Origin of the sequence: Capnocytophaga canimorsus (genome assembly GCF_002302565.1) — a bacterium.
In the GTDB taxonomy this organism is placed as follows: Bacteria; Bacteroidota; Bacteroidia; order Flavobacteriales; family Flavobacteriaceae; genus Capnocytophaga; species Capnocytophaga canimorsus.
This window is the reverse complement of the sequence record NZ_CP022382.1, coordinates 2,289,802-2,302,191: the sequence shown is the minus strand read 5'-3', so window position 1 is coordinate 2,302,191 and position 12,390 is coordinate 2,289,802. Positions and strand designations below refer to the sequence as shown.

At 35.7% G+C, this 12,390-nt stretch carries 13 protein-coding genes; 6 read left to right on the top strand and 7 right to left on the bottom strand.

The window, feature by feature from the left end:
* Positions 1-11 precede the first annotated feature (11 nt).
* Both CGC47_RS10170 and CGC47_RS10165 read left to right on the top strand, forming a co-directional pair.
* Entirely contained in the window at positions 12-554 is a 543-nt protein-coding gene (locus CGC47_RS10170; RefSeq protein WP_041999132.1) for a Crp/Fnr family transcriptional regulator, read from the top strand.
* Positions 555-588: 34 nt separating this feature from the next.
* Positions 589-1,146, top strand: a complete 558-nt coding sequence (locus CGC47_RS10165) for a DinB family protein (protein ID WP_041999135.1) — start codon at positions 589-591, stop codon at positions 1,144-1,146.
* Positions 1,147-1,167: 21 nt separating this feature from the next.
* Here the strand turns inward: CGC47_RS10165 and CGC47_RS10160 are convergent, their stop codons facing one another.
* Positions 1,168-2,100 (bottom strand): YeiH family protein, encoded by a 933-nt coding sequence (locus CGC47_RS10160; RefSeq protein ID WP_041999138.1) that lies wholly within the window; start codon positions 2,098-2,100, stop codon positions 1,168-1,170.
* Between the two features lie 240 nt (positions 2,101-2,340).
* On the opposite strand from CGC47_RS10160, the gene CGC47_RS10155 reads away from it, so the two are divergent.
* Both CGC47_RS10155 and CGC47_RS10145 read left to right on the top strand, forming a co-directional pair.
* On the top strand, positions 2,341-2,868 hold the full coding sequence (locus CGC47_RS10155; RefSeq protein WP_041984631.1) for a YceI family protein: 528 nt from the start codon (positions 2,341-2,343) through the stop codon (positions 2,866-2,868).
* Positions 2,869-3,406: 538 nt separating this feature from the next.
* Positions 3,407-3,733 carry a hypothetical protein gene (locus CGC47_RS10145; RefSeq protein ID WP_013996774.1) on the top strand — a complete coding sequence of 109 codons (327 nt, stop codon included), beginning with the start codon at positions 3,407-3,409 and terminating at the stop codon, positions 3,731-3,733.
* Positions 3,734-3,923: 190 nt separating this feature from the next.
* Here the strand turns inward: CGC47_RS10145 and CGC47_RS10140 are convergent, their stop codons facing one another.
* From CGC47_RS10140 to CGC47_RS10130, 3 genes are all read right to left on the bottom strand, one after another.
* Positions 3,924-5,486 carry a thiol-activated cytolysin family protein gene (locus CGC47_RS10140; RefSeq protein WP_052456112.1) on the bottom strand — a complete coding sequence of 521 codons (1,563 nt, stop codon included), beginning with the start codon at positions 5,484-5,486 and terminating at the stop codon, positions 3,924-3,926.
* A 150-nt stretch (positions 5,487-5,636) separates the two neighbouring features.
* Complete coding sequence (locus CGC47_RS10135; RefSeq protein WP_041999794.1) at positions 5,637-6,905, bottom strand: outer membrane beta-barrel protein; 1,269 nt, start codon at positions 6,903-6,905, stop codon at positions 5,637-5,639.
* On the bottom strand, positions 6,902-7,402 hold the full coding sequence (locus tag CGC47_RS10130; RefSeq protein WP_232779662.1) for an RNA polymerase sigma factor: 501 nt from the start codon (positions 7,400-7,402) through the stop codon (positions 6,902-6,904). Before CGC47_RS10130 ends, CGC47_RS10135 begins: the two co-directional genes overlap by 4 nt.
* On the opposite strand from CGC47_RS10130, the gene CGC47_RS10835 reads away from it, so the two are divergent.
* Complete coding sequence (locus CGC47_RS10835; RefSeq protein WP_172458705.1) at positions 7,402-7,581, top strand: hypothetical protein; 180 nt, start codon at positions 7,402-7,404, stop codon at positions 7,579-7,581. The genes CGC47_RS10130 and CGC47_RS10835 overlap by 1 nt on opposite strands.
* Before the next feature lie 34 nt (positions 7,582-7,615).
* Here the strand turns inward: CGC47_RS10835 and CGC47_RS10125 are convergent, their stop codons facing one another.
* The 3 genes from CGC47_RS10125 to CGC47_RS10115 all read right to left on the bottom strand — a co-directional run bounded on the left by CGC47_RS10125 (position 7,616) and on the right by CGC47_RS10115 (position 11,429).
* Positions 7,616-8,299, bottom strand: coding sequence for a NigD1/NigD2 family lipoprotein (locus CGC47_RS10125; protein ID WP_013996769.1), 684 nt, complete (start codon positions 8,297-8,299; stop codon positions 7,616-7,618).
* Positions 8,300-8,998: 699 nt separating this feature from the next.
* Positions 8,999-10,603: a DUF4270 domain-containing protein gene (locus CGC47_RS10120; protein WP_041999788.1), complete on the bottom strand. Its 1,605-nt coding sequence runs from the start codon at positions 10,601-10,603 to the stop codon at positions 8,999-9,001.
* Positions 10,604-10,622: 19 nt separating this feature from the next.
* A complete protein-coding gene (locus CGC47_RS10115; protein ID WP_041913789.1) occupies positions 10,623-11,429 on the bottom strand; it encodes a glycogen/starch synthase in 807 nt (268 codons plus the stop codon).
* A gap of 55 nt (positions 11,430-11,484) precedes the next feature.
* Between CGC47_RS10115 and panC the strand changes: the two genes are divergently transcribed.
* Complete coding sequence (gene panC / locus CGC47_RS10110; protein ID WP_082025289.1) at positions 11,485-12,381, top strand: pantoate--beta-alanine ligase; 897 nt, start codon at positions 11,485-11,487, stop codon at positions 12,379-12,381.
* Positions 12,382-12,390 lie beyond the last annotated feature (9 nt).

Genomic DNA, 12,390 nt, shown 5'->3' with positions numbered 1-12,390 from the left:
CTAATCGAAAAATGAATCTCCATACGATTTTTACGGAAAACTTTTCCTTGGAAAAAGAAATCGTTATCCAAAGAGGAGCGTTTTTAAAAACTCCTGATACGAAAGACACGCATATTTATCTTGTGAAAGAAGGGAGTTTGAAAATCGGATTTTTTACCGAAAATGAAGATAAAATACTGAGGTTCGGGTACGAGAATGATGTAATCACGGCATTGGATTCTTTTATCACAGAACAGAAATCCAAATTGTATATTCAGGCAATCAAAAAATGTCGTTTGACGGTGGTTTCTAAGTCGGATTTTATGGTATTTGCACAAAAATCTTCTGAAAACTTGTGGATTTATACCAAAATTTTAGAAAAACTACTTGTTGACCAATTGGAACGCGAACAAGATTTGCTCTTATCCTCGCCCAGAGAACGCTACCAGCGAATTTTGAAACGCAACCCTAAACTTTTTCAGCAAATTCCGCACAGGCATATCGCCGTGTATTTGGGAATGACCGAAGAGACGCTTTCCAGACTCAAAAAAACATTGACGCCAATCAAGATTTAGCACCTCCATTTTGCTGACCTTTGCCCCAAAAAAGATGGACAGAAAACAATTGTTAGACACGCTTACCCAAATAACGCTTGAAAATAAAACCTTTGCAGAAGCGCTGCTACTAAAATCCGAAATAGAACTCAGCCATAGCCCCAATGATGATACTTGGAGTATTTTGGAATGTATCGAACACCTGAATTTGTACGGAAATTTTTATCTGCCCGAAATAGCTTCGTGTATAGCAAAAGCTGATGAAAGCAACCGTAATCTGTTCAAAAGCGGATTTTTAGGCAATTATTTTGTGAAACTTATTCAGCCCAAACCTCGGCTCAATAAAATGAAAACCGCCACTAAAATGAATCCCAAAGGGTGTAGGCTTACAAAGAATTGTTTGCAAGTTTTTATCCGTCAGCAAAACCAACTCCTTGATTTACTACAAAAAGCCCACACTACGGATTTGACTCAACTAAAAACCAAAATTTCCATTTCCAGATTCCTCCGTCTTCGATTGGGCGATACTTTGCAGTTTGTGGTTTACCACAATCAGCGACATATGAAGCAGGTGCGGGATATTTTGGAAACAAATAAAAAAAAACACACTTGAAATCCGAGGATATTCAAAAGCTTAGCTCATTTCATACACCATTAAAAGCCCTAAAAGACTAATGCCTATCCATAGTAAAACGGAAAAAATCAGAGGTTTTACACCTACATTTCGTAGGGTTTCATAAGAGAGTGTACTGCCTATAAGAAATAGCGTAAGATGCAATCCTGCTTTTGCTGTGAGGGTAATGGTATTTGTAATCACCTCGGGAATAGGAAGGTAAGTATTTACCAATATGGCTAATACAAAACCACCTATAAACCAAGGAATTTTTATTCGGTTACTTTTGCCCTTAAATAGCCACATCGTCAGTAAACTCAGCGGAATAATCCAAAGGGCTCGGGCTAATTTTACCGTTGTAGCGATTTTTAGGGCTTCTTCGCCATAATTATTAGCGGCACCCACTACCGAACTCGTATCGTGAATCCCTATGGCACACCACAACCCGAATTGTTCCTGACTCAGTCCAAGCAAATGCCCCACAGGAGGATAAATGAAAAGAGCAATGGAATTGAGCGTAAAAATAACCGCTAAAGCCACCGAAATTTGCTTGCCATTGGCTTTAATAATGGGCGAAATAGCTGCAATGGCACTACCTCCACAAATGGCCGTCCCCACACCGATGAGGTAGCTGAGTATTTTATCGAGTTTTAATATTTTACCCAACAATCCGCCCAGTATCAGTACAAAACCAATACTTATAATGGTAATCAAAAATCCGTTTTGCCCTGCTTTGAGTGCTTCATTGAGTTGCAATCCAAAACCTAATCCTATGATGGAAAACTTTAACAATCGATGAATGACTGGATTGATTTTAGGCAGCGGAAATGGTGTTTTCAGTGCAAAAGCAAAAGCAATTCCTAACGCCAAAGCAATGGGCGAAGACACCCAAGGAGATAATGAAAATACAGCGAGCATCAAGAAAAGGAATTTTCGCAGGGTGCTATTTTTCATAAATGAATATTTTTTTATCGGCTATATTAGTCCGTCCTCAAGAATATTGTAGCGCAAATTTCAGCAGTTTTTTATTATTAACCAAATGAGCAAGAAACTATTTGCTGTGCTACATTTTCCCTAAAGTACAACTTATTTCAGTCCCATCATAAAAAACAAAAAAATCACTTCTTGACTTACATCAATGACCGAGTGCAAAAAACCGACTACCTTTGCCCCGAATTTAAAACTAAAGAAAATATGTCAACAGTAAAATGGTCATTAGATACCGCTCACAGTGAATTGAATTTCAAGGTAAAACACCTTATGATTTCTAATGTAAAAGGAAGTTTCAAAGATTTTTCAGTGGAAATTCTTGGCGAAGATTTCGCTACTTCAAAAGTAAATGCACAGGTAAAAACTACTTCTATTTTTACTAACAACGAAGACAGAGACAACCACTTGCGTAGTGCTGATTTCTTCGATGTAGAAAACTTCCCAGAAATGAAATTTGAAGGAACTTCTCTTACCAAAAAATCAGATGACGAGTTCACTTTGGTAGGAAACCTTACCATAAAAGATGTTACCAAAGAAGTGGCTTTGGCAGTAGATTTCGGAGGAGTGAGCAAAGACCCTTGGGGAAATGAAAAATTAGGTTTCTCTGTAAAAGGAAAAATCAACAGAAAAGATTTCGGGCTGAACTGGAATGCTGCTTTGGAAACAGGAGGTGTTTTGGTAAGCGAAGAGGTGAAAATAGAAGGGGAATTACAGTTTGCTAAACAAAACTAAATAAAACTCCATCACTAACTCATATCAGGGCTTTTACAATGATTGTAGAAGCTCTGATTTTTTTTATGCCATTGCTGTTAGGAATATAAAACTTTAGTAAGTCAAATTTAAAATCACACAGTAGCATTGTACCCTCCTCTATGTCTTTAAGTGGTTTTAGTTTTCATTGTTATTAGAATGGTGTTTTTTATGTTTTTGCCTAATTATTCATAAAAAAATCTTTTCTTATGGAATTTTTTTATATTTTTACACTATTCGAAGACGGTCTTTTATTTATCTTAACCCTCCTACACAGGTAGGAAATTATTTTACATCTGTAGGGAACGCTCCTACACTTTGGGGAAACCCTCCTACATCTGTAGGGAATACTCCTACACTTTGGGGAAACCTTCCTACATCTGTAGGGAATGCTCCTACACTTTGGGGAAACCCTCCTACATCTGTAGGGAACGCTCCTACACTTTGGGGAAACCCTCCTACATATTATAAATAAAAATTTACACCAAAATCATTGTTTAATCTTTAAAAATTGAGTCTTATGAGTAGTTCAAAACCTAAAAAAAGCTATGCGGAAACTATTTCCCAAGCACAGGTAATGGCAACAGGACTTACTAACCAAGCCACAGAAGTTGCCAAAAGAGGAATTGATTCTGATTTTATTCAAAAATTAGAACGCACACGCACCGAAGCCATCGCTCTAAACGATGAGCAGGAACGCCTAAAAGCTGAGCTAAAAACCAAAACAGAGGAACTAGACGGAAAAATGAAAGCACTTACAGCAATGCTTAGCGAGGCGAAGAAAATAGTGAAAATAGCTATGCCACAAGCCGGCTGGCGAGAATTTGGTATTGAAGACAAAAGATAACCCTTAAAAAAGGAACGCTTTTGTTATTCTTGAAGAGTAATTTTTATATAAAGAAAAACCACCTTTGGGGTGGTTTTTCTAATTTACAACTCAAAATATAACTATGGAATTTGTTACAAAAGTAATTCTGATAAAGAAAATGACTTAAGCTCTTTTGCACCAAAAAAGCCTAAATCATTTCTGCAAATCGTTAATATACTCTTTGTTTTTCTAACTCTAACGTTAGTATCAGTCTATCTGTTTTATCTTTGATTTTGAGGGCATTTCCTCCTTCTTTATCATACATATTTCTTTTTTCATTTGTTGCTTTTTCAGCTTGGTTAACTAACTCGTCAAAAGAAGGCAGTTCAAATATGAATTCCTCATTTAATTCATCTTTAGCATCTCTACGATCAAAGATGAAAACGATTTTTTCTCCTTTTTCAAGGGCTTGAATATTTTTAATAATATGTACATCTGTTGAATTCCAGAATTTAACTTCCTCTCTAAGCCCTTGTGCTGTACTTTTAGCACTTTTACGCTCTATATATGATTTTCCTAAACGAGTTACTACATTTCCTGTAGCTGTAGTCAAGTCTTGTCTACCAAAGAATATTGTAAAATCTAATTTTTTCAAGCTATTAGGAGAGCTATCTGTTTTCAAATATTTAGAGTAAATCACTGTTTTGAAAGGAAGATTGGTGCCTAATTCTCTCATTTTGTAAGAAATTGGAATACCAGGGTTTTGTCTGCTAAAAGAAGCGCCATCTTCCAAGAATTTTTTAACTTGTTCGATATTACTAATTGTTTGTCCGGCTAAAGCGGAGTTACCACCTAATACACGACCTTTAATGCTTGACTTTTGGCTCAATTCTTTAAATGCCGCTTCAGCTTCAGCGGTTATTTTACCTCCTAAGAATGAAGCATTTAATTTTGCTTCAACATCTGTTTTTGATAGTGTACTTTCAATACCTAAAAGTAACACACGTCCCATTTTAATTGATGAAATGAACAAAGGTTTTTCCTTTTCATTGGCAAGATATTGCGAATAATCAAAATTATCAGGGAAGAAGTCTGATGGTTTTTCAGGCAAATCCAAATCCAAAGTATAGAAAACTTGTTGGATTTTTACCACGTAACGCGTCTTTTTATCTTCTTTATTGAAAGAAAAATTTCCTTTAACGCTTGTAGAAGTACCATTATACCCGGCTCCTAAAGCTATTTTTAGATGCGATTCGCTATGAACCTCTTCATACGAGTAAGTGATATTAGCCGCAGGAGTATCGAAGCTTCGAGTAAGTAATGAGCTAATGCCATCACGAACGGTTGAAAGTCTTGGGTTTTCTACAGTGAAAGAAGTTTTATCGCCAATTAATGAAGTAGAAATTGTTAAAGGCTTACGAGGCGTTACAATCGGAGCGTAAGAACCTTCAACCACAGTTTTAGCTTTTAGTAAAGCACCAGGGTAAAAAATTTCCTGATCTTCTGAGAAAAGTAATTGCTCTTCTACTTGCAAAGCCTGTTCGTACTCTTTTTCTCCTCCACTTACTAAAATTGGGTCAGAAGCCAATCTACCAAATTGATTTCTGCCTTGCGGTGAAGCAACTAATCTCTCGGAAAAAGGCTCAATTTGTTTTACAGAAGGTAATGCAGAAACAAATGCATTAAGGTTCGAGCTTGAATCATTTACGTTGTCTAATTCCTTTTGACAAGAGAAAAGTACTGTTGATGACAAAGCAAGTAAAGCTGCTTTTACTGAAATTTGTGTTTGCATATAATATAATTTAATTATTAATTTTCTTTGTTTTTTACAACTTGTAATCGTTGTAAAGTGAGTTATTAGAATGTTAGTATATATAAGTTGTGAACGTTTTTAGGTTTATATGCGAAACCACAGCGTAATTTAGTAAAAGTAATAATGAGTTTATCTTCCTACAGAAAATCGTAATCCGAAATTCAAATGAAAATTAAATGGTCTGTCTTGATAAATTGTTTTTATAGGTGTGCTGTTGCTAAAGTAATAACTTATACTAGGTTCAGCGTAAATGCCAATCAATGATGAAAAGTTATACTGAAATCCAAAAGATGCATTAGCTGACCATTGTAAAGGATTGATTTTGATGTTTTCTCGTTCTCCTTTCATCATATTACCATCAAAATAATGTGTTTTATGTAGTGTTCCCGACACATTTTTCTCGGCAAGTATTCCCGCAGAAGAGTACAATTCAAAACCTCTCCAAGAAAATAGCTGATACTTTAAGTTGATAGGCAACCCTACGTAGTGCAATTTCTGCTCACTGGTGAAATAATTGGCTTTGCTTCCTTCTCGTAAATCAGAAATCAAACGGGTGTAAGTTATCCCACTTTCCAAAGCAAAACGATTACTAAAATGATAAGCGAATAAAATTCCTGTTCGGATAGGTAATCGATGTTTGGCCTCGGTTTCTACTTGTTCTTCACTGCTAAAAACAAGTGTGCCGAGCAGTGGGCTATCTTTCCACATTGTTGCTTCTTCATCTTCAGTGTCTAAAATGACAAAATCACTTGTTGATTCAGTTTTATTACTTAGAGAAGACCCCATTCCGCCAGAAGTGAAAATCCCAAAGGACAGACGATTATGTCGAGGTTTATTATCAACTTCTGCAATTGCTTCCAAAGGAAGTTCCTCAGTGGATACGATTTCCTCTTGATTTTTTTTAGGTTGAGGCACCACAGCCCAAGTATTTTCTTTTGTTTTTGTTTCAGACTGATTGTCAGTCTTATCCTCATTTATTGCGATGAAAAATTCATCAGCGACCTCTTCAGTTGAAACTTTTCTATTCTTAACAAAAGTGATATTTTGTAATCCGTTTGATTTTTTGATTTTCTCAATGGTTAAAATCTCACTTTCCTCTTCGATTGGAAAAATTGGCGATTTATGGTCAATAATTTTTATTTCTTCATCAGAAATTTCTGTTACAGTAACGTTGGATAATTCCTTTTCATTGTTGAAATAATGATTTAAAGTCAGCACAAAAGCGATTATAGCAGCTGCGGCAGCAAAACGTTTTGTCCACAAGAACAAAACAGCTCGTGAGCGTTTTTTATTTTTTTGCAACATTTTCGCTTGTATGCTTTCCCACAAACCTTCGGGCTCATCGGTTTGATAGTCAGCCATTCGCTGCTGTATGTCTTTTAACCATTTTTCTTTCATAACGAAGCAGAATTAAGAGTTCTGTACTGTTTAATTTTGTCAGCCAACAAAAGTTTGGCTCTGTGAAACTGAGATGCAGAGGAGTTCTCTTTAATATTCAACAACGCTGCAATTTCCTTATGGCTTTTTTCTTCAATCACATAAAGGTTGAAGATGGTGCGATAGCCATCGGGTAACTCTCGTATCATTTGATGAATAACATCCGATGGAATTCCTGAAGTATCAGGCTCTTCGTCGATGCTATCCATTTTTTCTTGTTTAAGCTCAACAAACATCGTTTGGCTGTTTCGTTTCATAAATTTTAGTGTTTCATTAACTACAATTTTTGTCATCCAGCCTTTTAGTGAGCCTACGCCACGATATTCAAACGAATGTACAGATGAAAATATTTTCAAGAAAGCCTCTTGGAGCACATCTTTTACGTCTTCTTCATCTTGTAAATAACGAAAACAAACAGCAGTAAGATACCTTACGTAATGGTGGTATATCTCTCTCATTGCTTGCTCACTACCTTTTTGTAATTCCAGCAGGAGCTTTTGTTCATTATCGTTATCGTTATCGTTTGACGCCATTTTTTACAATTATTCCTTTTCTGGGTGGAGAAATGGAGTGGATTTCTATGGCTAAATTCCACTCCATTTTTAACCAAAAGGGAACATTATTTTACCATCGTTAAATTCACTTACCAAAGGAATTTGAGCAAATTGTCTTTAAGGACGAAGTTGTAAATCAAATTCCGTAGTTTTTTCACCACTATACGATTTCCATTTCAGCTTTACTTTCACCTTTTTAGAATCCCCTACTCGAGGTAATTCATTCAAATTGAATGCAATAAGCGCTTCTCCCATTGGACCACCAACATCGCCTTTTGCATCGTGACGCAACTCCAAATCAAAAGCATTTCTAGAAGCGGTATTGGTTAGCAAATTAATATTATGCTTTACCTTAGCGTGGCTCCATTGAGTACGAATTCGTAAGGTTAAGTAACCATCTTCAGCTACAGTAAGCCAATCTTTTACCACTTCAATAGCATCGTTTCCGTATTTGGCATCGTTTTCTGCCCCTAAATCAGGTACAGGTTTTTTAGTTCGGATACTATCTATCCAATTGATGCGCACATCCTGAGATTTGCTTTTTGTATTGCTATTTTCTTTGGTGTAATTTACCAATGCCCGTACCTCTTTGTTTCCAAAAGGAGATTTTTTCATATTGGTAGGGGTCAGTTTGGTAACATCATCAAGTTGCAGGAAAAAACTTCCGTCAGCTTGTGGTCGCACAGTAACTACTGCTGTGGGACGTAAATCAATCATATTGTCATCTTTGATGCAAGACTGCAAAGTAAGAGCAGCCATCAAAAGCCCTAAGGCATACTTTGAAAATCTAAACGTGTTCATTGCAATTTGTTTTGATGTTAATTCATCATAGTAAATCCCATAATTAGGAAATCTTGCATTGGAAATTAAATTTTAACTAAATTTCACGTTTAGACTATATAAGTTTGGGTAAGTTTTTACAACAAAAAAACACTAAAAATCAATAATTTAAAGCGATTTTTGCTTTTTATTCAAAATATAGTTTAAATTTTAGATTTGTATTTACATCATTCTCAAAAAACTTTCTTTAAAAACAAAGTAAACAAAAATCATTTATGACTTTCCTCTATAGAAGTAACTTAAAAAGTATGACACAAAAAAACAAACAATTCCTATTAGGTTGAGCGAAATTGAAGCCTTAATTATGAGGGGTCATCTACATACTCGCTTTCGCGACTTTGCTTAGCCTGATAGTAAAATCATTATCATACTTTTAGAATACAACCTCTTCTATTTTGAGGGTATATCATATTTATATAAGTTGATAATTGGTTACACTTCTTGAAATTTGTAGCTTAACAAATTTCAACAATTTTGATACAAGGATTGCAACAGCACTTGTATTAAAGGCTGCAATCTTCATCAATGTTTTATTTAAATTAAGGATACTTATACAATTCTCTCTGATAGCCAAGGAGAAAACCCATAACAATCCTATAAGAATTGCCATATTCTAAAGTATAAGTAGCTATGCTTAGCGGGTGGTATTGGGCTTTAAAGTTACTTTGGTTTGGTGTACGATATCTGTAGTTTAAGGCGTTTTTCAGCAGGTACACTTGAGCTATTTCCGTAAATAACAGTACTTAGCGGAGTAGTTATCGTGGTTCTTTTGGTTAATTTCTTCTTGCTGTTGGCGTCAAAATAAATAATAGGTGCATCTTCAGTTAAAGCTCCATCTCTTGACGAAATAGACAGATTAACATTTGAAGCCACTGCAATACCTACCTTAACGTTCTTAGCATTATTACGAACGATATCAGCCACGTGTTGCGTAATTCGTAATCTGTAATAAACACCCTTTTTATTCTCCTTTTGTAATTTTCCTAAGTGTGAAAGCATTGAACTGCTGTTTGAAGAAGCGTTTTGAGTAGCATCTAAAGCATAGTCTGCCAAAACAAGCCCAGTTTCAGCATTGTAAATGTAAAGCCTTTCTGGTTCTTTCTCATAGGTCACCGATTGGTCTACGAAAAGTAACAAACTAGCATCATTGATAATCCATTGTTCTTCACGCATACGTTTCAAATCGGCATCGGAAAGTAGCGTAAGCTCAGCCACTTGCCCCAATGTACCACTTAAATAAATGTTTTTAACATCATTGTTATTAGCAAAAGTAGGAATATTCTCCCCTGTATTTTCAAATACATTTACTCGAATGCCCGAAAGTTTCATTTCGTAGCGATCTTTGAGCTGTTGTTCTTTATCTTGTACTTTAGCCTTATAGGAATAAACTAGCTCTATTTTAGCTTCATTAAGATTGAGAAGCATCATCAAGTTTTTCGACAGATTTTCTACGGATATGTGTACGCCTCTAAAATATTTAACAAAATTTTGCGATGTAGACAGTGCTACATCTCCTTCTTTATCAAATAGTTTATGTTGAAAAAAATCAGGATTTAAAGCAATGCGTAAACCAGGAGCTAATTCATCCAATTCGTTTTTTGATTCATCTTCCGTAGTACTCGGATTATCAAAATGAAAACGCTTAATACCCTCATTTTTAATGGCAAGATGATTTGCCTCACCTATGGTTGTCCCCAGTTGTGAGCTAACATTAAGATTAGAATAGTAAACTTGATTGACGCTAAATCCAGCGTTAGGGTCAATATCCCTTAAAAAATAGTTTGATTCTTTTACTTGAACATCAAAAGTAGCATCGTTTTTACCATAAATGGAATCCAATGCATAATTATTAACCTGTTGGTTTTGACTATTTATATTGGTAGTTTTACGGCTAAAGAACGGAATGTACAAATAAGCCTCGAGAACCTTTTCTTGTTCGTCAAATTTATCAGAATCTTCACTGGCTTTGGTTTTTCTTCCAAAAACAGCAGGTGTACTGGGTAAACTCACTTGTGAGAGTATTTTAGCCTTTTTCGTTCCGAAAGGATTTTGAGTATAATGCCCTAACAACAAGCTACTTGAAGCATCAGTTTGTATTTTCTCTTCCGATTTGTTTTCTACAAGCAAATCAGGGGAATACGTACCCGAAGTGAAATTTACATCGCCCAGCAAATCACTCTCGATATTTTTAAAATCGTCATCATTACAAGCTTGTAGCAACAATGCCACAACACCTACTGACAGTGTATATAGTGTGTTTTTCATAGCGTTTTCAAAAAACGAATTATTTTAAAATTTCAGTGTATAAGTCTTTGTATTGTTCTTGAAAAGTTTCCTTATCGCTCAAAAATAGCGTAGGTTTTTCCAGCTTTTGTATGTATTGGGTTAAATCATCAGGCAGATTTTCTCCTACCACAATAGTTGCATCAGAATTTTTAGCTGCAACTCGCATCAAATTAAAATAATCGGGTTGCTTTAACGGCGCAATATCATCTTCACCCACTCCGTCGAAAGCAATTTTACTTGCCATTTCTTTATCCAAATAACCTTCAAAATCTTTATCATAGATTGAAGTCACAATCTTACTTTCAGAAAATATAGGTTCGTCTTTATAGTAAGTCTTTAAGTATAAAGGCAATAGCGAAGCCATCCAACCGTGAACGTGTATAATATCAGGAAGCCAATTGAGTTTTTTTACGGTTTCAACCACCCCTTTGGCAAAGAAAATACAGCGTTCATCATTATCAGGGAAAAGATGCCCATCTTCATCTGTAAAGGTAGCTTTTCTTTTGAAATACTCGTCATTATCAATAAAATAGACCTGAATTCGCTCTTTGGGAATGGAAGCAACCTTTATAATTAGTGGTACATCAATATCATTAATCACAATATTCATTCCCGAAAGGCGAATAACCTCGTGCAACTGATGCCTACGTTCGTTAATGTTGCCAAATCGGGGCATAAAGATGCGAATCTGTCCGCCCGCTCCATTGACCATTCTGGGAGTCTCGAACGACATTTTTGATATCTCTGTTTCAGCCAGATAAGGTATGACTTCCGATGAAACAAAAAGTACTTTTTTGCCTGTCATAAAAACGAAATTCGGTTTTTTCATTAGTAAATGGACTGCAAAAGTACAAAAAAATATGCAGATTTCAACAGAAAGTGATAAGTTTGCACCCTTAAATATTTCAAAAATGAAAATTTATACCCATCAAAACGAGCTTAAACAAGCTATCGGTAGTTATAAAAAATCAGGAAAAACGATAGGTTTCGTACCTACTATGGGAGCCTTGCACCAAGGGCATTTACAATTGATAGAAAATGCTTCGCAAGAAAATGATATCACTGTGGTAAGCATTTTCGTCAACCCAACGCAGTTTAACAATACCGAAGATTTGGAAAAATACCCCAGAACTTTACAAGCCGATGCTGAAAAAATTGAAAATTTGAACCCTAATGTGCTTGTATATGCTCCGGAGGCAAAGGATATTTATGGAGAAAACATCGCTTCCGATAAATTTGATTTTGAAGGTTTAGACGCTGTTATGGAAGGGGCTTTTCGTCCTGGTCATTTTGATGGCGTAGGCACCGTAGTGAAAAAACTTTTTGAAATTGTAACTCCCAACAAAGCTTATTTTGGAGAAAAGGATTATCAACAACTACTCATTATCAAAAAGATGGTGCAACAAACTGGACTTAACGTACAAATTGTGCCCTGCCCTATCGTTCGAGATAAAAATGGCTTAGCATTAAGCTCAAGGAATCAACGACTTAGCAGCCCAATGCTTACAAAAGCACCCTTTATTTATCAGACTTTGCTTCAAGCTAAAGTAATGTTTGCCACTCAAAGCCCCACAGAGGTAAAACAATGGGTAGAAGAGCGGTTTAAAAATCAACCCGATTTTGAATTGGAATATTTTATCATCGCTGATGCTGATACTTTACAAAGTTTTGACTATAAAGAAGAAAACAAAAAATATCGTGCCTTTATCGCGGTTTATGCTGAAGGAGTTCGGCTTATTGATAACATTCTCTTTTAGAAGAGAAAG

Excerpts from the sequence above, each read along its gene's own strand:
- CGC47_RS10170 (WP_041999132.1), top strand. The coding sequence starts at position 12 with ATGAATCTCCATACGATTTTTACGGAAAACTTTTCCTTGGAAAAAGAA.
- CGC47_RS10165 (WP_041999135.1), top strand. The coding sequence starts at position 589 with ATGGACAGAAAACAATTGTTAGACACGCTTACCCAAATAACGCTTGAA.
- CGC47_RS10160 (WP_041999138.1), bottom strand. The coding sequence starts at position 2,100 with ATGAAAAATAGCACCCTGCGAAAATTCCTTTTCTTGATGCTCGCTGTA.
- CGC47_RS10155 (WP_041984631.1), top strand. The coding sequence starts at position 2,341 with ATGTCAACAGTAAAATGGTCATTAGATACCGCTCACAGTGAATTGAAT.
- CGC47_RS10145 (WP_013996774.1), top strand. The coding sequence starts at position 3,407 with ATGAGTAGTTCAAAACCTAAAAAAAGCTATGCGGAAACTATTTCCCAA.
- CGC47_RS10140 (WP_052456112.1), bottom strand. The coding sequence starts at position 5,486 with ATGCAAACACAAATTTCAGTAAAAGCAGCTTTACTTGCTTTGTCATCA.
- CGC47_RS10135 (WP_041999794.1), bottom strand. The coding sequence starts at position 6,905 with ATGAAAGAAAAATGGTTAAAAGACATACAGCAGCGAATGGCTGACTAT.
- CGC47_RS10130 (WP_232779662.1), bottom strand. The coding sequence starts at position 7,402 with ATGAGAGAGATATACCACCATTACGTAAGGTATCTTACTGCTGTTTGT.
- CGC47_RS10125 (WP_013996769.1), bottom strand. The coding sequence starts at position 8,299 with ATGAACACGTTTAGATTTTCAAAGTATGCCTTAGGGCTTTTGATGGCT.
- CGC47_RS10120 (WP_041999788.1), bottom strand. The coding sequence starts at position 10,603 with ATGAAAAACACACTATATACACTGTCAGTAGGTGTTGTGGCATTGTTG.
- CGC47_RS10115 (WP_041913789.1), bottom strand. The coding sequence starts at position 11,429 with ATGACAGGCAAAAAAGTACTTTTTGTTTCATCGGAAGTCATACCTTAT.
- panC (WP_082025289.1), top strand. The coding sequence starts at position 11,485 with ATGCAGATTTCAACAGAAAGTGATAAGTTTGCACCCTTAAATATTTCA.